Source organism: Pseudomonas sp. AM8 (assembly GCF_036346475.1).
GTDB lineage: Bacteria > Pseudomonadota > Gammaproteobacteria > Pseudomonadales > Pseudomonadaceae > Aquipseudomonas > Aquipseudomonas marginalis.
Genome location: NZ_JAOTNX010000014.1, coordinates 127,801 through 147,665 on the forward strand (window position 1 = coordinate 127,801; position 19,865 = coordinate 147,665).

The 19,865-nt window shown below is 54.7% G+C and carries 23 protein-coding genes; 2 read left to right on the forward strand and 21 right to left on the reverse strand.

What is annotated here, in order from left to right; all coding sequences use genetic code 11:
• Positions 1–16: 16 nt before the first annotated feature.
• Genes V3W40_RS28485 through V3W40_RS28505 form a run of 5 tightly spaced genes read right to left on the reverse strand, consistent with a single transcriptional unit; the run spans position 17 to position 4,664 of the window.
• Positions 17–1,528: a conjugal transfer protein TraG N-terminal domain-containing protein gene (locus tag V3W40_RS28485; protein ID WP_033899058.1), complete on the reverse strand. Its 1,512-nt coding sequence runs from the start codon at positions 1,526–1,528 to the stop codon at positions 17–19.
• Entirely contained in the window at positions 1,525–1,905 is a 381-nt protein-coding gene (locus V3W40_RS28490) for a hypothetical protein (RefSeq protein ID WP_033899055.1), read from the reverse strand. Before V3W40_RS28490 ends, V3W40_RS28485 begins: the two co-directional genes overlap by 4 nt.
• Positions 1,906–1,915: 10 nt before the next feature.
• On the reverse strand, positions 1,916–3,277 hold the full coding sequence (locus V3W40_RS28495) for an integrating conjugative element protein (protein ID WP_033899053.1): 1,362 nt from the start codon (positions 3,275–3,277) through the stop codon (positions 1,916–1,918).
• Between the two features lie 20 nt (positions 3,278–3,297).
• The gene (locus V3W40_RS28500) at positions 3,298–4,239 is read right to left on the reverse strand and encodes a TIGR03756 family integrating conjugative element protein (RefSeq protein ID WP_033899051.1); all 942 of its coding nucleotides are present in this window, start codon (positions 4,237–4,239) and stop codon (positions 3,298–3,300) included.
• A complete protein-coding gene (locus V3W40_RS28505) occupies positions 4,236–4,664 on the reverse strand; it encodes a TIGR03757 family integrating conjugative element protein (RefSeq protein WP_082461571.1) in 429 nt (142 codons plus the stop codon). The genes V3W40_RS28500 and V3W40_RS28505 overlap by 4 nt, the downstream gene beginning before the upstream one ends.
• A 348-nt stretch (positions 4,665–5,012) precedes the next feature.
• Between V3W40_RS28505 and V3W40_RS28510 the strand changes: the two genes are divergently transcribed.
• On the forward strand, positions 5,013–5,186 hold the full coding sequence (locus V3W40_RS28510) for a hypothetical protein (RefSeq protein WP_184744837.1): 174 nt from the start codon (positions 5,013–5,015) through the stop codon (positions 5,184–5,186).
• Positions 5,186–5,791, forward strand: coding sequence for a hypothetical protein (locus V3W40_RS28515; protein ID WP_082461568.1), 606 nt, complete (start codon positions 5,186–5,188; stop codon positions 5,789–5,791). Before V3W40_RS28510 ends, V3W40_RS28515 begins: the two co-directional genes overlap by 1 nt.
• Before the next feature lie 182 nt (positions 5,792–5,973).
• Here the strand turns inward: V3W40_RS28515 and V3W40_RS28520 are convergent, their stop codons facing one another.
• From V3W40_RS28520 to V3W40_RS28595, 16 genes are all read right to left on the reverse strand, one after another.
• Complete coding sequence (locus tag V3W40_RS28520) at positions 5,974–6,621, reverse strand: DsbA family protein (RefSeq protein WP_033899048.1); 648 nt, start codon at positions 6,619–6,621, stop codon at positions 5,974–5,976.
• Positions 6,618–6,914: a hypothetical protein gene (locus V3W40_RS28525; RefSeq protein WP_033899046.1), complete on the reverse strand. Its 297-nt coding sequence runs from the start codon at positions 6,912–6,914 to the stop codon at positions 6,618–6,620. The genes V3W40_RS28520 and V3W40_RS28525 overlap by 4 nt, the downstream gene beginning before the upstream one ends.
• The gene (locus V3W40_RS28530) at positions 6,911–9,874 is read right to left on the reverse strand and encodes a conjugative transfer ATPase (RefSeq protein ID WP_033899045.1); all 2,964 of its coding nucleotides are present in this window, start codon (positions 9,872–9,874) and stop codon (positions 6,911–6,913) included. Before V3W40_RS28530 ends, V3W40_RS28525 begins: the two co-directional genes overlap by 4 nt.
• The gene (locus V3W40_RS28535) at positions 9,874–10,311 is read right to left on the reverse strand and encodes a TIGR03751 family conjugal transfer lipoprotein (RefSeq protein WP_051422035.1); all 438 of its coding nucleotides are present in this window, start codon (positions 10,309–10,311) and stop codon (positions 9,874–9,876) included. The genes V3W40_RS28530 and V3W40_RS28535 overlap by 1 nt, the downstream gene beginning before the upstream one ends.
• Positions 10,289–11,779: a TIGR03752 family integrating conjugative element protein gene (locus V3W40_RS28540; protein WP_033899041.1), complete on the reverse strand. Its 1,491-nt coding sequence runs from the start codon at positions 11,777–11,779 to the stop codon at positions 10,289–10,291. The genes V3W40_RS28535 and V3W40_RS28540 overlap by 23 nt, the downstream gene beginning before the upstream one ends.
• Positions 11,769–12,668: a TIGR03749 family integrating conjugative element protein gene (locus tag V3W40_RS28545; RefSeq protein WP_442962871.1), complete on the reverse strand. Its 900-nt coding sequence runs from the start codon at positions 12,666–12,668 to the stop codon at positions 11,769–11,771. Before V3W40_RS28545 ends, V3W40_RS28540 begins: the two co-directional genes overlap by 11 nt.
• The gene (locus tag V3W40_RS28550) at positions 12,668–13,321 is read right to left on the reverse strand and encodes a PFL_4703 family integrating conjugative element protein (protein ID WP_033899038.1); all 654 of its coding nucleotides are present in this window, start codon (positions 13,319–13,321) and stop codon (positions 12,668–12,670) included. Before V3W40_RS28550 ends, V3W40_RS28545 begins: the two co-directional genes overlap by 1 nt.
• Entirely contained in the window at positions 13,318–13,698 is a 381-nt protein-coding gene (locus V3W40_RS28555) for a TIGR03750 family conjugal transfer protein (RefSeq protein ID WP_027606826.1), read from the reverse strand. The genes V3W40_RS28550 and V3W40_RS28555 overlap by 4 nt, the downstream gene beginning before the upstream one ends.
• A gap of 12 nt (positions 13,699–13,710) precedes the next feature.
• Positions 13,711–14,049, reverse strand: a complete 339-nt coding sequence (locus V3W40_RS28560) for a TIGR03745 family integrating conjugative element membrane protein (RefSeq protein WP_027606825.1) — start codon at positions 14,047–14,049, stop codon at positions 13,711–13,713.
• Between the two features lie 18 nt (positions 14,050–14,067).
• Positions 14,068–14,307 carry a TIGR03758 family integrating conjugative element protein gene (locus tag V3W40_RS28565; protein ID WP_027606824.1) on the reverse strand — a complete coding sequence of 80 codons (240 nt, stop codon included), beginning with the start codon at positions 14,305–14,307 and terminating at the stop codon, positions 14,068–14,070.
• Positions 14,304–14,612 carry an integrative conjugative element protein, RAQPRD family gene (locus tag V3W40_RS28570; protein ID WP_241495499.1) on the reverse strand — a complete coding sequence of 103 codons (309 nt, stop codon included), beginning with the start codon at positions 14,610–14,612 and terminating at the stop codon, positions 14,304–14,306. Before V3W40_RS28570 ends, V3W40_RS28565 begins: the two co-directional genes overlap by 4 nt.
• 158 nt (positions 14,613–14,770) lie before the next feature.
• Complete coding sequence (locus V3W40_RS28575; protein ID WP_033899032.1) at positions 14,771–15,082, reverse strand: hypothetical protein; 312 nt, start codon at positions 15,080–15,082, stop codon at positions 14,771–14,773.
• 39 nt (positions 15,083–15,121) lie between these two features.
• Complete coding sequence (locus V3W40_RS28580; RefSeq protein ID WP_033899030.1) at positions 15,122–16,597, reverse strand: UvrD-helicase domain-containing protein; 1,476 nt, start codon at positions 16,595–16,597, stop codon at positions 15,122–15,124.
• A gap of 9 nt (positions 16,598–16,606) precedes the next feature.
• On the reverse strand, positions 16,607–17,362 hold the full coding sequence (locus tag V3W40_RS28585) for a TIGR03747 family integrating conjugative element membrane protein (RefSeq protein WP_033899028.1): 756 nt from the start codon (positions 17,360–17,362) through the stop codon (positions 16,607–16,609).
• An 18-nt stretch (positions 17,363–17,380) separates the two neighbouring features.
• Complete coding sequence (gene traD, locus V3W40_RS28590; RefSeq protein ID WP_033899020.1) at positions 17,381–19,609, reverse strand: type IV conjugative transfer system coupling protein TraD; 2,229 nt, start codon at positions 19,607–19,609, stop codon at positions 17,381–17,383.
• Positions 19,610–19,620: 11 nt separating this feature from the next.
• Complete coding sequence (locus tag V3W40_RS28595) at positions 19,621–19,863, reverse strand: hypothetical protein (protein WP_033899017.1); 243 nt, start codon at positions 19,861–19,863, stop codon at positions 19,621–19,623.
• Between the last annotated feature and the right edge of the window lie 2 nt (positions 19,864–19,865).

Here is a 19,865-nt window from a genome sequence, read left to right on the forward strand (position 1 = left end):
GGCACTACTCATCCTTTCAAAGCACATTCCTCAGTTCTTTGCTGCCTTGTGATCCTGCTTGTTTAACATCTTTTGTTCCGCTGCTAAGACCTTCCAGCGCATTCCCCGCACTAACCCCTGCCCATCCCAGCGCGCCTATCCAAAATACCGGCAGGATGATGAACATCGATCCCATCACGAAGTTCAAGATTGCGTCCTGGGTAGCAGTGTTCAAACCCATCACAGGATCAAATGATAAATGCGGGGAGCCGGCTCCATATAAAGCGTCCAGTATCGTGGTATCGACCCATCTTGCCAGTTGAAACCAGAAGTCCACGAAGATCAGAGCAAAAAACACGACGGACATAGTCATGGCCACTTTAAGTTGGTAAGCACCGACAATCAGCACCAACGGAATGCAAATTACCATCGCCATTTTTAAGAACGCCATGACCATCGGTAGCGCCTGGCGAACCATGTCCATAGCTGGGAAATAGGCCATAGATCCTAATGCAACTCCGAAAGTCCCCGCTGCCCGGGCTGCTCCATTCCAAACGGTTCCGTTGATTTGCCCCCCGTAGTCCGTATAAACATCCCCTTTCACCTGATTCGACGGCGAGACCAGTTGCCTAATAAGTGAGTCGGTCACTTCGTCCTGGGACATCCACTTCGCCCAACCAAGCATTTTGGTCATGAGATCTGGTGATACTTGATCCTTGATGCGATCCCGTAAGCCCACACCGCTATCGGACCACCATTGTTTGCAAGTCGGATACCCACCGCCTCCACTCACTTGTGGCAAGCCTACGTCGCGGGTAGCGCTGTAGGGCCAAGAACTCCTGGGTGTTTTAGAGTAATCCGTATCGTAATAGCCCGAAGTGTTCAGAAGAAAGTGGGAGCCGATCCAGCTGAGATCCTCCAAAAACTTTGGATCATTCGCCTTAGTTCCCAAGTCGGGTTGACGCATAAATAATCTAGCTCGGGAAGGACCATAACAGTCGTGCGTAAAATCTCCTATTTCCTGAGCCAGCAATGGGTTGTTTATTTTGGTGTTATCCACTTCCATCCGCATTTGCCGGAGATCAGTTCCGCAGGGTATGGCCGCGACAGCGCCGCTGGTCAATCCCTTTGATAACGCATGCATAAAGGCCCACCACATGGGCATTTCCGCACTCTTGCCTGCCAGAGTACTGAATGTTGTGTTCCAACCAGTGTCCGCGGGTTTAGGTAAGTTGTACTGACACTGCTGAGATCTACTTTGATCAAATGCCAACGTGTCAAAACTAACATTTACTGCTGGGACGCCGCAAAGCGCCACGACGACGTAACCGACGTAGATGTTGGTTTCGATTCGGGCTAGTGAGAGGACGCCTTTGTTACCCTCATCAGCACCTTCTCCACGAACTTTCAGCCACTCTTTGATGACAATGATGCAGAATGGCAGTGCAAATAATCCGGTATCTGAAATCATCGACCAAATACCGTTGTTGATAATCCATCCGGCCAGTGTTAGGTAGTACTCCAAATAATCATTGGTATAGAGCGTCATTGGACGCCTCCTGCTAGGAATACAGCTTTGCTCAGTTCAATCATTAACACCAGTATCATCAGCATTACTTCAATCTTTAAGATGCTTCTGCGATGCTTAGTGCGATCTGATTGTGGCAGTCGATACTTGAGCTTCAGCCAGGCGTAGGTAATTGCCATATAAAGCATCAATCGCCAACAGAGAAGCAGCCAGTAATTGTCAGTGCGCCAGGCTTGCCATTGCTCGGCGCTGTCGAACACGCTCATCAATACGCTGCTGATGAAGACCGCGACTGCGGTATTGGCGAGCAACACGGCAAGCGCGATTAGGATGCCCCTGCCCGCTCGACGAACCACCGAGGGGTTGGAGGCATTGCTAGGCCTTCGTTTATCGGTCATGGCCTACTCCTCACTGTTTGTTCTTGGCGGGCGACTGCAACTGCTCCAATCGATCCGTTTCAGGTGCCCCCTGAAACACGCCCCGAGAGTCTTCGGCCCGCGCTTTACCGCGCTCAATGATTGTGAGGGGCGAGTTTTTCGCGAGCTGCTGACGCATATCCAGTTCCATTTTCAGATTGCCAATTTCCTGCTGCAGCGAGGAACTCTGCTGACCGACTGCCTGGAGGGCGAGGTCATTAGCCGCGACGTTCGGCTCGCGACTGCCCGCCATCAACGTGCGCTGCAGGGTTAAGGCTTTCTCCAAAACGTCAGAAAGCGCGACTTCTGAGGCAAGCCTGCGAGCAAGTACGTCCTGATCACGCTCGTCCTTGAGCGCTGCTACAACGCCCCGGGTAATGGGCAGAGAGTTGCTACTCGCGGCTTCCAGGTTTTCGATGGAGAGGGTTTTTCCCCCGTTCAGCAGTTCCTGCAAGGCTTTCAGCTTGGTGTCGTAGGTTTCCTGGATCAGCGGCGTCAGACCGACGCCAGCAGCTGTAACCGTTTTAGGACAACTGTCACAGGTCTGCTGTTGTTGTTCCCCCAGCACACGATTGGCGAAGGTCGTGGCCTCTTGGGGTGATGACCAAACGTTGCACACCATGCCATTGTTGCAGTTGTCTTTACTAATCGATGAGGTGTCGCTTGCGGCTCGCTTGTTCAGCAGGTTGTAGCCCGCTTTGGTGACGTCACCTACGATGCGAATAGGCTTCTGACCGGAACCTCCTGCTCGATCACCCCCAACCCAAGTGACGCCGTCGTTGCCACCTTTTTTTTCGACTTGCTCCACCGCAGATACCGCGTCCGTGTTGGATGTCAGCGCCTGGCTCATGGCCTGACCCTCAGCGAGCTTGCCCCAGCCCATCTGGTTGCCGGCGATATCGGCCATTTTTTCTCCAATGGCGCGGCAAGTGCCTTTGGATCGATCAAAGTCGAGTCGGGCCTGCAGGATGCCGTTGGTGATGAGGTTGTATAGCGCCGGGTTCGCACGTTGAAGAATCAATGCCGGCAACGAAGCCACGGCGCTAGTGGCGTTCTGTACCACCGAGGTCATGATGTTCTGGAATCCAGAAGTGGCCCCGTTCAACTGATTTTGTAATGTGTTACTAAGGCTCATGTTTCCGCAGATCAGATTGTTGTTCCAACCGCCACCTACGGAAATACTGTCCATGTTGCCAGCGCTGCCCATGGCCACTGCGCTCCCCCCGCCGATGTTGTAGAGCACGTCGTCACCAATGACACTGCCGGAGGATGAGATGTTGATTGGGTCAGCAGAGAACGCTATTGCGCTGCTGAGGCAGCAGGCGAGCCCTATCGCCAAGGTGGTGAATTTCATGTTGTGCTCCGATCGCTGTGTCATAGGAAGTCCGTACTGCCGAGGAAGGTCTGACCACGACGTTGGCAGCAGGAATATGGGCGCCAGAGCGCCCAGGCGTAGCCGCCATCCTGCGCATCGATGTTGGGGCCGATAGTGGGAAAGGTTGCGCAAGTCGGGTTGAGGACTGGGGTCAGCTCTTGCCACTTGCCTGTGGAGGCGTCACCTTCGCGTAGTGGCCCCGCAGGCCAGTATCCGGCGTAGGGAAGGGCGAGCATTGGCAGATAGACATGTACTTGGCCTGGGCGGGTGACTACGTCACCGGCGCGCTGTGCAATGACGGCGCCGGTCTTATAGTCATCGGTCTGGTTGAGAAAGCCACTACGTGGATAGACATTCCCCCAAATACTGGCTGTGAATAGGCTGCCGACTTCGCGCATCCCCGGAATCAGTGCTTCGGGGTAGACGGACTCGGGTACGCCGTATCGCCAGGCAATCGGATCGAGGGTGCTCAGGAAGTAGGGTACGAGCGGTAATGTCGCGCCTTTGCAGATATAGCCAGAAGCGCTGGCAAATTGACTGAAAGTCGCACCGCCAGGGTGGCCTATGACATCGGCTTCCTTGAACTTGATGATGTTGTTTTCAGCGACGTGATTGGTGGTGCCGTCGTTTCCTGCTTGGGCCATGGGATTCGGTGCTCCCATAGGAGACATCTCTATCCAGGGGTTCATCCCCGTATTCGAATATGCTGACACCACCGCGTCTGGCACATAGTGACGAACCTTTGTCGAGGTTTTGATTTTGCAGCCGAAAGGCGTGCAGAGCAGCCAATAGCAGATACCTACAACCTTGTATTCCAAGCACGTCGGCGACAGCGTTGACGCAATGATGGATGCAGAGGTGATCGCAGCTGATGCGCTGAAGGACATGCTGAAAGTGATGGCCAGCGACAATGACTTGATCTGAAAACCTAATCGCCTCATCTAGAAAGGCTCCGTGCTCGATCAATCAGCGTGACGGCTTTAGCCACATCCGGCTCGCCGTACACTACGTAGCGACGGTCAACGACTACGGCCGGGAGCTTTTCGATTCCCAGGCTCCAGGCGTCTGTGACCCCCTGCTGCGCCTGAGCCAGGTCGCTTTGGAGACGTTTGCCGGCAGGGCTGGCTAAGTAGCGTTGGACCGTTGCTTCAGCCTGGCGCGGATCGGCAGGCAGTATCTGGGACAGTTGCTCCTCAAGACGTTGCTGATCATCCAGAAGAATGATGCGAGTGCCAGAGGGCGCCGATACCGGATGGGTCTGATTGGTAACGACCCAGGTTTCTGCTTGGGCAGCAGCGGGCGAGAGCAGTAGCAGTGGGAGCAGCCAGTGCCGCGGTTCGCTAAGGTGGGTAAGGATCTGGAGCATGGCACCGTACCTGATATGAGTTCAGGTACAGAAAACCGGATGGAGGTCTTGAGCGCAGCAAGAAATATAAACTTGGGTGCTTTGGGTATTTGGGAATGCAGAATGTTGAAGATTACTGTTCGAGGAGCGCAGGTCATGAGAGGTCGCGCACCGTCACGAAGTCAATGCTTCCTAGCTTCGAAAGGCGATTGCGGCATATCAGGCGCTTGGTGCTGCAGGCCTCTTGAATCTTCGGACGACGAAGCTCGTACGCGTGATGAAATGAGTGGCCCGAAAGCCAAACTGACAAAGCTTTCGATTGTCTATAAAATGAGCGTATACCCCCGCCTATGCCTCAAGGAGGTCGACATGATTGCAAAGGCCAAAAAGGTCAGCAAGACTGACAACCCGCATATCGAAGCTGCTGAGCGCTTTCGTCAGTTGGCTTTGATTCTTGCTGGGGATCCCGCTGAAGCCAAGGCTTTTCGCGTAAAAACTGGCGTTTATAACGTCAAAGGCCATCTCAAAGCCGCATATCGCTGATGTATCAACAGCTCCCTTCATTTGTTCTGGGCTTTCACGGATGTGATCGCAAAATCGGGGAAGCTGTTCTCGCTGGTGAGCATGTAGCGCACAGCGTTAATGATTATGATTGGTTGGGCGAAGGTGCGTATTTCTGGGAAAACAGCCCAGAGCGTGCGTTGAGCTATGCCGAACATATCAGAAAGCATTCCAAGCGCGGAAAGGGAGCGATAAAAGATCCATTTGTCGTAGGTGCTGTAATAGATTTGGGCTTATGCCTAAATCTGACAGATGAAGGTGCACTCGAGGAACTGCGAGGCGCTTACGACATCCTGGTCGCTTCCTCCGAGGAAATACCGACGAACGTCCCCGGGTTTCATGGTGATCATGACAACCTTAGGCGTCATCTCGATTGCGCAGTGTTCCAGACCCTTCATCAAGCTCGAGATGCTGTAGGGCTGCCAGATTATGACTCGATCCGCTCTCCCTTCTTGGAGGGGCCAGAGCTATACCCAGGCACTTTCTTCCGCAAGCAGACACATGTGCAACTCTGCATACGTCGTATGTCTTGCATCAAGGGCTATTTCCTTCCTAGAAACGCTGATGGCTCGCTTTTCCAGGTTTAGGCTTATATTCAGCGCCTATTTGTGAATCGGGCGCGCAGCAATAACTGCTTTGCCCGGTTAAATCTTACCCCTCTTCCCACTGTACGTATGGGACAGTACTGCCGTCCTCTGCGCGACATGGCTCATTGATAGGATTTCTGTCGGCGGCTAGCGCAAGGCTGCTTGATTCAACGGTCGACTTTTCAGGGGAGCTGTTGCTCCTTGTTTTGAGCTAACCAATCAATGGCCGAGAGTAAAGTCACACTATCGGCGGGGCCTTCAAGTTTTATTGTTCTACCCGTCATGTTGTCTTTAATTATCAAAGTGGGAGTTGCGGTGATTCCAGCTCTGCTTGCATCTTTTGCTTGTTGGATAATGTTCATGGCGATCTGTTTGTCATTCACCGCACAGGCCATCAGGCCTAGGTGATCAATTCCGTCGACATCCAGATGATCAGTGAACCCCTGACCGTTGCTGCCGGTGCGTTCAAAGATCTGGTCGATGGTTTGCCAGAAGGCAGTTGCACCACCTAGCTTTCCGGCGCATTCAGAGAGCCTTGCCTCATTTACCGCTGCCGCACCGTGGAAAGCCAGTGGCAGATGGTGCCACTGTAGGTTTACGTCCTTTCGTTGCAAGACCCATGCCTTCAGTCTCGGCGTATATGTCTTGCAGTAGGGGCATTCCAGGTCGGCAAACTCTGTCACAGTCCAACGCGCATCGGGTGAGCCGTATAGCCAAGGCCCTGTGTGTATAGGTGTTTTTATCTCGTTTAGAACAAGGGTAAGACTGGCCAGCGAGAGGCCTGCAAAAAAACAACCTAGAATAATCCAGCGTTTGCGCAGGCGTGTCATGCCCGAGCCTCCGCTGACTTCGATGAGAGAAGCGCTTGTTTTCGCAAGGCCTCAAGAAGCGCGCTCTCAGCGCTCTTGGGTTGCGGGTGCTTCCTAAGCCAGTCGGCTAGCACCGTTTGAAGCTGGGACTCGACGTCACGACGATCCACCGCTCGTATCACGACCTGTTGAAGTTGCTCTATCAATACTGGGGCGCACACTTCAAGGGTGTGAAGGGTTTCCTCTCCCGGCTGTTCAAGTAGGTGGATCAGACTTTCAATCAGGTTCTGGGTCAGGGAATCTAATGCTCTCATGCTTGGCGCTCCAAGGCCGTGGCTTGCTCGGGGAAATTGATGATTTTCGGTTCGATACCGCGATGACGGTCCAGCGCCGCTGCGACCTCAATGGCGGCATCAAGTTCGTTGCAGCCTTTGGCTTGCATGATGTCGAAGCGTTGTTTTTTCTCCTCTGGCTCTGTCATGGCCAGGGCCAGGTATAAACTGGGGGGCACCGCCCGGAACAACATTTCCATGCTTTTGGATAGCACCACGCCTTCGGTGAATTTCCCGCTTTCTTTGCGCGCTGACAGCATCATCGACTTCTGTGCTGGGGTCAGTTCACGAAAACGGGCGATCTTTTCCACTTCATCCGGCGGCATGTTCAAGCACATCCACCACTCGATCATATTCAGCAAAGCCGATGCCTCGGGTGGAACATCGTCGACGTTCTGGGTCGCCATCCAAAACCAGGCGCCGAGCTTTCGCCACATCTTGGTGATCTTGACGGAGTAGGGCGACAGCAGTGGCACCTTCAACTGAATGTGGCCTTCGTCGGTGAAGAAGATCAGGGGGCGGCCTTTGAATTGATCCCGCTCTGCGATGTTGTTGACGCTGTTTAGCAATGAGATATAGGCGATGGCCATCTGTGCGCTGTAGCCTTCTCGGGCATACGTGGCCAGGTCCACAATGGTGATGTCAGCTTCAGGCCATGGCGTACCAGGGCGGTTGAACATCTCGCCTTCAGTACCCATGCAGAACATTGACAATGCTTCCGCCATTTCCTGGAAACGTGAGCTTCGAGCAGCTGGGATACCCGGCTCTTGCCCCATCTCTCGCAGTGCCTCACGGATGTCTTCGGGAAGCACAATGCGTTGTTCCGCTACACATTTCTGTGCTGCATTGAGAATGCATTGGCGGATGGCGCTTCGATCTGCTCGGGTAAGGCGCGCATCTTCTTTTTCTTCCCCGCCAGTGATCATCAGCCTGGCTGTAATCTCCATTTCACCCAGGATGTCGCGTTGTTCATCCTCGGTCTGGCTGGCCAGGTGTTGATCAGAGGCTTCAAGATCATCAGCCTGCAGAACTTTCACGTTTTGGTCTGGTTCGATAAGTTTCACTGCATCCGCGAAGGGCGCCAGGCTGACGCCTGAGCCGGGGGCCAGCCGAACGCGGTTAACTGTCAGATCCAGCTTCCTGGCGAAATCACCGAGCAAGCCAAAGCTATTGCCGGCTTCCACGATGAACAGGCGAGGCCGATAGATGGCAATTACCTGACTGAGGATGTTCGTCGCGGTCGCCGATTTTCCCGACCCTGTCGGACCGAAGATGAAAAGGTGCGCGTTCATCTGACGGTCCAGCTTGTTCAGTGGATCGAAGGTAATTGGTGCTCCCCCACGGTTAAACAGTGTGATACCTGGATGTCCGGTTCCGGTCGACCTTCCCCAGACAGGGGCCAGGTTCGCAATATGCTGAGCGAACATCAGTTGCGCGTACCATTCCAATGCCCTTCGCGCGTTGGGGTCGAAGTTGCCAGGCAGCCATCTTAGGTATGAGTTGAGCGGTGCAACTTCATCCCGAGGTTCCACGGGCTCCATGCCAGCGCCTAGTAATGCACTGCTGAGTTGCAAACTGCGTTCCTGTAACTGCGCGTCGTCTTTCCCTCGCAAGTAAAACGCTACGCTACCTCGGTAAAGCTTGTGCTTACGGCCAAGCAATTGGCGGGCTGTGGCGACATCCTCGCGCGTCAGGATCGACGCTTGGGTATCTCCGACGGCCTTGCGTGAGAGCTGTTCCAGATGCCCTTCGAGGATGTCCTGCGGTGTGATGACGAGGGTGATACAGAGAGTGGTGTCCTCTGGCATTTTGTCGAACAGCGCATTAAGTGCATCGCCGCCCTTGCGGGTTTCGCCTGTTAGATGTCCAGTCTTTGGAGCTTCGCGCAGACGATCGAGCATCACCACGCGGTGGGGAAGACCGTCGAAATACCACAGGCCTTTTTCGATGTCCGACAGCGGTTCGCGGTAACACAGGTTTTGCGAAAAGTCTGTACCGCTGGCTAGCGGTAAATCACCTTCCTCCGAGGAAGGGGCCTGTTTGCATACCAGTTCATAGAAGCGTCGAATATCAGCATCGGCTGGGCCAAGATGATCTGGGCGTGGGTTGAACCAATGAATTAACCAGTGGCGGATGGCGTGGCCATCCATACGATGGGTTTTTATGCCTGCGTTCGCCAAGCCCCCCACCAAGCGATCGCAGATGATTTTCAGGTAAGGGCCAGGGGCTTGACCGCGAACGTCCGCCTGCGCGCCCTGGGTGCGTCGGTACACCACTAGACGGACTCGCCGTTGCTGGCCCCTCCAAGGCAATTGGCTGACCTTGGTATCTTCAAACAGCCCGCCAGGCTTGGAAATAGCTTCCAGGTGCTGCTTCATCAACTGCAAATAAAGCTCGGTGAAGGCACTCTCCTGCGCGCGAGGCTGAATGTAATCGTGCAACTGCTGCAGGTAGTCATCCCAACTGGTTTCATCCTGGGCGTACAACTGAACGACCCATGGGGAGGTTTCAAGTTCGTCAAACGAATCCTGCAGCGCGTTTTCCAGAGCATCCCGGGCTTTGCGCAACCATTCGGGATCTCGACCTTCAGTGCCAATTGGAATCAGCTCGAAAAAAGCAGCGCGAGAGACTCCGTCTTCCAGCAGCATCGCTTTTTCCCCCGGCAGGTAGTCTACCCAGGGCAGAAGGTCCACGAACGACGGGTTGACGTCATACAAGCGGTCGACGTCAGCAGTTGTAGCTGGCTTTTTCTGGGGATTACGCCAATCGCTCGGTGATGGAATGCCCATGGCTGCGAGGCGCTCGTGATAACGCTCAGTCGCAGCCTCAAAAGTCACGCTTGCTGATGGCTGCGCGTCGATAGACTCGGTCCCACTGGCTGAGAGGTCAGGTTCGACGCGGTCGGATGTCCGCCGTGCTTTGAGTCGTTCAAAAAGGCCCATCAATATGCCTCCGTGCGTTCACCGGGCATGGCGTACTGAACGCGCTGATACAGCGGAAATACCGTGGTGTAGCCTGGGATTGGAGCTGGATCAGAGCCCGCCAGGTGAGGAAACACGTACATCACCAGGTCCGGATTGGGCAGGCGCTTAAACTGGCTGTAGATCTCGTTTTGAGCAGTGCGCGTAAATTTTGCATTTTCGTCCAGTTCCGCCTGATTTGTTTGCAACGGTCTACGCAGGTCTTGGCGGGCATCGAGCAATTGGCGGCTACTTGCGCTGCTTGAACCACTGGATCCCTGATTCCACACGTCCATCATATTGCTGTCGCCGTGGGGGAGCAGTTCGTCCTTGCTGGTGGCGCAGCCAGACCCGAGCAGTGCGATCACCAGGTAGGTGCCAATTTTCAAGGCGTGGTTAGTCAAGCGCAGTCGATGCATGACGGGCTCCTGAGCGATAGTCGACCTTTCGGCCATTGAGTTCGTAGTCGATGGTCAGCTGTTGGTCCAGGTGTACGGCGATCTTGGCGCCTGGCTGCACGTACACCGCAGCGAAGGCTTGCCCGTAGAGTTTGTTTACCCAACTGGAGACATCATTGACGCCCTGGCCAATGATTTTGCCCATGGCCTCACTGCCTGAACCGCCGACAGAACCGATGGTTCCGGACTGCGGGTTTATAAACGAGCTGCTGTTGCCATCTGATTTAATCAGGGAGGCCGCACCGGCGCCGGCCGCAGTGATGAGTACCTGGGATCCGATGTATTGCGAGGCGTTGCTTTTACGATCACCACTGATGCAGGGAATGCCATAGGCATCGCTTATCCAGCCCAGTCCACCCTGGATAGTTGTCTGGTTGCCACTGTTCTGGTTGTTACTGTTTTGATTGCCGTTCGCTTCTTCCTGCGGCTGTGGCAACGTGCGAACAGTGCCATCATTGAAAACAAAGGTCAGACTTTTGATCTGTCCGCGTACGCAGGATAGGGTCCAATCACCTGATGCTGTTCCACTGGCCACCGCGCCGGCGACGTCGGGCAGGTCGATCCCGTTAGCCGTGAGATTGTCTGGTCCGATTAGGACCTTGAACGGGTAGGGGTCATTGACCGTGCCGTCTATAGGAACCCGGCCTATCAGCGCGGACATGGCCACTGAGCCCATCAATGTCGAGTTCTGCGGCAGTGTGTAGACTTTGCGCACTTGTTTGCGCGCCTCCTGCGGCGAAATTTCGTTGGTGACGGTTTGGGCACCCGTGCGAAGTGCATTTTGACCCCGGTCCATGGACTCGCCAAAGGAAGTCGGGAAGTTGAACCCACTGGCTGTTTGATTTGAGCCGGCAGCGATAGGTTTGCCGTTGATGTCGACGGGAGTCGCATCCTGCGGCTCTATCCATACAACGTCCGGCCCGGGGGCGTCTTTGAACGTTTGACCATCCCCTGGCTGAACGCCGAAGCCGATTGGCAAATCAGATCCAGACTGATTGCCACTGCCTGATTTGCTGCTCAGGGTGTTGTATTGCTGCTGCAGCGTGTCCAGGATTGTTTGGCTCTGTTGTTGAGACTCTTGCTTCAACGTTTGCTGAACGCTTTGCAGTTTGCTGTCGACGTTGAGGTCGATGGACTGCAGGCGCTTTTGCAGCTCTATGTTCTGTTGTTTGAGCTCATCATTGGTCTTCAGTGCATTGGAGACCTGGTCCTTGAGCTGTCGGCTTTCCGCAACAATAGTGCGCAATGTGTCGCTGGGTGTATCTCCGTCAACCCCAAGCTTTTTAGCCTCTTCCGTGCTAAGTACAACCGTGTCCGGTGCATGAACCTGTTGATCGGTACTTCCGCGATTGAATGATTTGACCACTACGTATATCGCCAGGATCGCGAACGGTATGATCAGGTATTTAACAAGTGGATTACTCTTCACGACGACCTCCCTTCGGATCGATCTGGCTGACGGCCGCCGGTAACAACGATTCGGCTAAACCATGGCCAAGGGTCACCAGATAGACCGTTGTGGTATCGCTGGCATCACCCTTGGCGCCCAGGTACGGATGCTGGAAGGTAGCGCTTACAAAATCGCCCATCAGATCCCGAGGGTCCAAGCTAAGGTGCTGAGCGCTCGTGTTGCGCAGCTTCACCGCTGTCACCCAGTAATCGTCCAGTCGCCACGATCCCAGAGCAGACGCTTCGACCGTTAACGTCGGCAGGAGCGTGGTGAGGTCTACACCTCGCTTGAAATTCACCTGGGCAATGCCTTCCACCGGTTCCACAGTGCGCAGAGGGGCGTACAACATCTGGGCGGCATATCGTGTGAGGACCACTGGCAATGGCGTTTCTCGGCGCGCCGCCGGTGTGGCTTCCTCTACTTCCTGTGTGGTGGCTTGTACCGTGGGAGCCCAAGCGTGGCTGCTCGTAGGTTTGGAGTTGTCCTGCCCGTATCGTGTTGAAGGGCTCTCGCCAGCAACAATTTTTGCCGGCTCGAATGCATCCTGATTTGGTTGCCCGGTGGTTGCGATGATATCCACGAGCATAATCTCGCCGGAGCTCATGTTCTGCAGCTGCAAGCGGCTTGGTTCAATGGGCTCTTTAGCCAACAAATAGAGGGCGCCGCCGGTGCTCTGTACGCGCAGCTTGTCGACCAGGTTACGAGGCACACCCACTCGAACATTCTGGTCGACAAAGACAATGCGTTCCTGGCCGACGATCAAGGGAAGTGCCAACGGAATTCGGTCCCAACGAAGGATTTCAACCGCGTTGGCCATCCCGAAGTGGTTGAGTGTGAGCAATCCGATAATCAGCAAGTAGCGCCGCATCATTTGCCTCCTGCCTTATTTTGCTCGACAGAGACTTCAATGCGTTGAGGGTTTCCGCTGTAGCAGTCCCAAGCCAGGCCGAAGGGGTTCTTTTCGGGATCGATATCCGAGCGAATGATGTGCAGGGGGTAGCGGGCCAGTGCTCTTTTCACTCGCTCGCCACCGTAATGCTCATCGGCAGTGATATCCAGGTTGACGGTCCAGTCGTTGATGCTGTTCTGCTCGATATGTTGCTCTGACTTATCGTCGATACCTCTTCCCGGAATCTCAAAAACACCACGTTCACGTTTACGCAGCTCGCCGCTGTTGCGACGTAGCTCGAAATCCTTCTGCAGATAAGCTTTGCAGCTAGGCGTCAGGTAACCACCCAGACGGGTGATGTTGTCCTGGTAGTCGACTTCACCGTCCACAGGCCAGCGGTTCATCTGCTGGAATATGTACAGTCCGAATGCATACACAGACTCTGGAGGAATATCCCACCACTGACGTGTACTACCCGAACGAAGGTCTGGCGGCACATGGATGGTCAAGTCGCGCGGTGCGCTCTGCCAGCCATAGGCCATGTAGATCCCCAGGATGATTAGCAGACCTATCACCAGGCGCAGGCTGTTGATATGTGCTAGTTGTGCATCAACTTTTTTACGATAAGTCATTGAACCCCCGTTCTTCGGCAGGTCCATGCACCAGTACGTGTGATTAGGTGGACTTTGTTCCAGGTCGGAAAATATCGTGCGATGCTCAACTGCATCTGGCGGTACAGCCATGTGTCAGGTCGACCGCGCTTCCAGCGGCGCAAGAAACGGCTGGCAAGCGTGAGCCCGAGAACCGCACAAAGCATGGCTGCGGCGATGATCAGCGCCCATATCTGGGTAAGTATCGCCACCGCAATGCCGAGGATCAGCCCGGCTGCGATACTGATCCCCAGTGTTGCCCACATCTCATCAGCGGTTAGACCGCCCATGATGACAGGCTGATTGTTCAGCCGCACTGGAAGGAATATCAGGGTTCCATCGTCAGAGAGTTCTGTCATGGCCTAGGCTCGTTAAAGAATATTGGTAGCCTTGGTGACCAGGAAAATGGCGACACCCAGGATGGCGACACCCACAGCGGCTGTTGCACCGAGGTCCATCCATTTCTTTTTGCCGTGCTGGATTTCGTGGTAGGTGCCAAAGGCGTGCCAGGCGACCCCAATGAAAATGACGGCGCAGACAATGAGACCGAGCAGAGAAAATCCGTCGAAGGCGTAGTTCTGCATCGTCTGCATCAAGTTGGAGCCTTCACCGCGAGTGGGGGGTTGAGACTGGGGCAGTGCCGCCATGGCCAACTGTGGAAGCGTAAGAATGCCGATCAGCAAGCGGCGTGGCCGTAGGCGCGAGGTCATGATGAATCTCCGATAAAGTCAACTGAGAACAAACGTGGTCAAAATCATGCAAAGCAGCAAGATGCGAACAACCGAGGTGGAAGCGATCGTGCGGTCAAGGTTTCCGGTGGCCCATCCTCGGTAGCAGCTCCAGAGAGCCCACGCCCCCCACAAAAAGATGATGGCCACCGCAAAGCCCACGAAGAACAGGTTGCTTGACGAAGCAGGGAACCCTGCAGCCGCCTGGAAGGCAGACGCTTGAGCGCCGCTCATGCTCATGGCTTGCGTCCTTGCTTTGTGTATTGGCCCGACAACTCCACTGTGTCCCGAGGCTGGGCTCGGCTTGGAGTGAGGTAATCCTCCAGTCCGTGTCGGATACGAGCGATATCGCCCGCCAGACGCTGGTAGTCGAAGAAGAAGCGCTTGCCCGGTTCGTCGCCCACTTGAGCGCTCCGGCGTGCAGTGTCCTCAAGGGCATTCAACTGACGGATCATCACATCCAGATTGGCCTGTTCGGATGCGGAGGCAGCTGCTGCACTGGAGACATGCAGGCAGCATCCAAAAAGTCCGATGAGGGCTGGCAAAGCAAATCGGTGAGTGAGTGCAGTGCTGCGCGGGAACTGGATCACGGCTGGGCTCTGGTAATTCCTGGTGCCATCAGCTTGCCGTTTTCATCAAGGCGCGCGCCGCAAGAAAACCATATTCAGGTCTTGATTGATTTCTTCAGACAGCCATCTTCCAGCTATCCGCTTTGGATCTGGCGCTTAAAGAACAGGAGGTAACCAGTAGGCAATGCAATGCCATAGGCCCAGCTTTGAGCGTTGTGATTGCCGATCTTTATCTCACCTCTGAACACCGGCTGGACGTTGATCAGTTCCCAGCCTTCGCTGCCTAATAGAGCGAGGCGGTGCTGACGCTCCGGATCATTTAGAAAGCTCTGAATGTCGGGTTCAGCCGTGGGCTCTACCGACTTGAACATCAAGAGGTTTTTGGTCAGAACGATGTACTGAAGCGGGGAGAACTCGGTGTGATACTCAAACGTCTGACGAATCATGGCGACCTCCTCAAGATATTGCGATTCCAGCCGCGGGGCTCAATTAGTTCTTTCGCTCGAACTCTTTAAAGATGACCGCGCATCCACATACTGCTGCATGATGGACAACACCATTGAGTTCAGCGCCAAGATCTTCATTGCTCGCGTAACCGCCACGTAGAGCAAATTTAACTCGTCATCTCGACGTCCCTGATCAATATCGGGCGAGAGCGGGTCAGCGCTGAAATCGTCATACAGGCTGACGAAGTCCCATTCCAGCCCCTTGGCCTTATGCCCTGTGGTTAGTGTGATTGTGGCATCCAATTCGTTATCGACTGATCGAGCGCGCAGTGTATGGATCCGCTGAGGCAGATCTGGGTAGGCCGCAATAATTTTGATCGAGCGCAGCATCTCGTTGTCCTGGCTTACCTCGGCAATTTCCACGAACTGTGAAAAGTCCCGATAGTCCCGCAAAAGCTTACGGTTCTGCACCTCCTGATTGCGGTTACGGCTGAACAGGTACAAATCTTCCAGGTCGCGTAGCGAGTAGCTGTCGATACCGCCAACCCAGAAGATTTTAGGGTTGCTCGCTACCAAAAATAGAGCGTTCTCAATAACGCCGGTCACGGTGCGATGGATAAAAGTCCGGTGCGGTAGATCTTCTGGCAACGCCCGTTTAACAAGAGTGTTGGAACCCAACCCCTGCAGTTTTCGGGTCTCCCCCTTGTAGAAGAGAATAATGTTGGCCACATGTGCGACCGCTGGACCGAAGCGAAAGCTCTGGGTTAGGTAATGACATTCAGCACCGACCATCCATTCGCTGTTGAGCGCATCCTCTGCACCGCGGAAGCGATAGATCTGCTGATGTGGATCGCCGACCGTCACTTTTCGGATCTTTTGAATTTTTACTAGGTCGGCAATAACCGGGTTAACGTCCTGTCCCTCATCTAGAAGGATGGCGTTAAACCGTTCGCTAAGGTCGGGCTTGCTTAGCTGATACAGCTTCAGGTAACCGTCGTGTGTAATCGAAATGCCAGTGTCTTGTAGATCTATCATCCGATTCCAGATGGATTTGGCTACGCCCAGGGCATTGTTGAGAAATCGTTCCTGTGCGCTCGTGAGCATTCGTTGACCTTGGAACCTGGGGAAATGCCAATGGGCTAGCTCGTCATCGGCGCTGGCCATGAAGTTGTTCAGCGTAGTGAGGACGTCCCGAACCAGCTCCCAGTCTTGGGTGTTGATGGCCCTGGCGATGTCAGTCAGGCGTAAGTTATTGGTCTGCTTGGCTGCGTACTGGCTCCCATAAACCGCATAAGCAAGCCCATGTGCTGTTTTGCAAACCACATTGCGAGGGAAGCGTCCCCTAGCTGCGAGCTCGACGGATTTGTTGTAGCAGAGGTACAGCATTTTCACCGAGGCATGATGAGTGGCGTAGCCGACCAGCGTTGTAGTTTTGCCGGTACCGGCGAATGCCTGGACCAGTAGCTTGTCAGCCGTTGAATGGATGATTGGCTGCTGTTCTTGAGTCCACTGCATGGACAGCTCCTAGAGGTATTTTTTGAAGCTTGAGACAGTGATGTTGACGGACACGCCCAACAGCACAGCGCAAGGCAGCAGGATCAAAAGTGGACTGATACTGACGGGGATGGCCAGGTAGATCGTCCAAGGCACGATAGTCAGCGGAATGATCGTCCCTCGAGCTTTGTGATACAGGTAACTTGACTCGCGACCGGAGCCGAATTTTCGTAGGTCACGTCGCACCAGGCCATCGACGAGTCCTGTGAATGCTGCCAGTACGAACAATGGAATCGTCAACGTCAGAATGACCATTCGGACGCAGAACGTCAGCACGGTGTACATCGCAGCTAAGCCGTAGTCTTGGAAGTGGATCATCACCCGACCGAGCTCATAGCGCAGATTGAAAGTGCCAGCTTGCTGCTGCGATGTGGAGCGCGTGTACTGTGTCAGCTCGTTTATGTTCTCCTGCAGACCGCTTTTCACCATCAGCCAGTCGTAAACCGTCTGTGCCAGCCAGGTCGCCGTACGCCCGGGTTCTTTGATGACCACGCTATGCAGCAGATCCTGTGACAGCCAACTCAACTCGTGCTCGAACATGTTTTGAGCGTGTTTCCAGCCGGCATCTGGCCAAAACACGTACATACACAGCCATTCAACGATAATGGCGCCTAGCAGGGAGCCAAACATCACCCCTAAAAAATGAAAAGGGGCCGAGAACAGCATGCCCAGAAAGGTTTTTGGGCCTTCTTGCTGCTGTTGGGCTTTTTCCGCGATATCGGCCATAGCCATGCTCCTCCAGGCTTATGCGACTTTCTCGTCTGCGGCCAATTTGCGGAAATCGTCTAATAGGTCATCTGGTAGCGATTCGCCCAATGATTGATACCCCGGCGCCTGCCACCAGCCATTATTTTCTCCTGCACCTTTCCGCATTTCCTCGGCCAGGGCCTGCAGGTCTTTGGGCATGACTTCATCAGGATCGTTTGCCGGCAGGGGCATACGAATCTTCCAAAGGTTGCCGCCTTCAATCAGGGCGAAGCATTGTCCCTTGGGTAGTGCAACCACGTGCGCCGGTTCGATCATCGGCACACTGACGCTTTGGATCTGGTCGTGGGTGTTGGAGGTGAAGGCGGCTTTGCCATTGATGGCATCGTTAGCACTGCTTGCCGGCGTGCTGGTGAACACCTGAACCTTAGGCAACTGGTTGGTCAACAGCTCTGCAGTTGCGGTTTCACGGACACGCAACATGAACAGATTGTTGAAGTTACCGATGACTTGGCCAGCTTTCGCGCGGTTACCAATCTTGGCCTCGATATCGCTCAAGGTCTGGGTGTAGGCCGTAACCTGCATGCCAGCGCCGCCGCCTTTGTTGATCATCGGAATGAATTCATCGCCCATTAATTCGTTGAATTCGTCCGCGTGTACGTTGATCGCGACCTTACCGGCGGTGGCTCCGGGCAAGCCGTCATCGATGCCGAACTTGTAGATGTGGCCCGCAACTGACACCAGGTCGCTGAACATCGAGTTGCCCACCGCTGCAGCCACCTCTGTATCGGACAAGGCATCCAGACCGACATAGACCACCGCCCGTTTGCGGATGACCTGCATCCAGTCAAAGATTGGTCGTGGGTCCTCAAGGTCCATGTAGTCTGGAGACAGCAGCTCTGCAATGCGCCCCGTGGTCAGTTTTTCCAGCAGTGGTAGCAGGCTGGCCACAATCTTGTCGAAATAGGTTTTGTCATAACGTACCGCTGATCGCAGGCCCTCCATCACAGGATCGGAGATGCGTTGCTGAGTGAGGTACATGTCCAGGGCCACCACGCGCAGCGGTCGGTCCTTCATAGCAAAACTGAGGTTTTTACGATCGATCTTGCCTTCCAATTCAACGATGGTTTGCCAGGCCTTGGGATCATGCTCAGCAAAGTACTTCTGTGCGTACTCGATGAAGAGCGCATCGATGTTGGTCACATGCTTGAGGATCTGCTCATAGTCTGGCCTGCGTCCGAGGGCGACCAAGGCGCGTGCGATAATGTTGACGAAACGCCAGGCGAACTCACGGAATGCGGCCGAGTTTCCTTCTCCTGATAGTTGACCGGCAATCCGGGTCGCCACCTCTGAGATCCGACCAAATCGTCCAACGGCGTTGTAACGAGCGGAGTGGTCGGGCCAGCCCAAATGGAACACGTAAAACTCATCCAGTCGGCCGGCACGCTTGCACTCTATGTACATGCGTTTCAGGAGGTCGGCATCGCCTTTGGGGTCGAAGACAATAACCACCTCGCGATCAAGGTTCATCTCATCAGTTTTATCGACGCTGCGCTGGCTCCGATGAACAGGCTGAACACGGCGACCCATCTGAACGCGCCGGCGGGGCCGCCTGCGGGTGCGCCTGATGTCTTGGGTGATAAACAGTTCGGCCAGGCGGGTTTTGCCCACTCGTGTAGTACCCAACACCAGGGAGTGCCCAACCCGCTCACCCAATGGCAAGCTGACGTCAGCCTCGTTCGGTTCTATGCCGTGTAAGCGCGGTAGGCCACCTACGGGTGGCAGCGGACGTGCTGGATTAAGCGCGACATCCCAAGAGGTGGCCTTGGCCAGAAGCTTGAGTGGGAAGGGGGCGAATTCCAATCGTTCCTCAAGCCGCCTTGCCCAGTTGTAGGTCGAGGTCGGCTCGACGTACTCGGCATATTTGGGGAGGTAAGTGTCCATCAAGCGCTGGGTATGTTTTTGAGTCCAGCGAAAGCCTTTGCCTATAAAAAGCCGCTCGTTGCTGACCGGAATTTCTTTGCTGGTCATGGTGTAGTGGGGGAGGCGCCGGATATTCCGTCGGTAGCGCAATACCATCAGGGCCTGCTTCAGGCGAACAAACCCAAGACCTAAAAAGCCAGTAGCGGCAACCACTCCAAATAAAGGCGTCAGTGCAAATGCCCAGGGCGCGAAAATACAAAGCAGCGCTGCAGCAGCACAAACCCAGACCGTGTAAAGCTCGACGGCAGGACGAAGCAATGACTCGATAGTAAAGGGGCTGGCCATGGTGCGTGCCTTTAAAGCTTATTGAGTTTTAAGGGGAACTGCTCGTCCAGCTCCTGTTTCACCAGTGCTAGCTCATGTTCCGGTATTCGGTCGGCTAGCTTCTCGCGCATAGCGATGGCGTCACCCTGTTCTGTGGACGTCACGCGGCCGCCATAAAGCCAAACCACGTAGGTCACTTGCTCCAAAATCAGCTGGCAAGTTCGCGGATCTTCCGGTTGTCTGATCACCACGGTGAGTGACTGAGGCGGTGGCATCC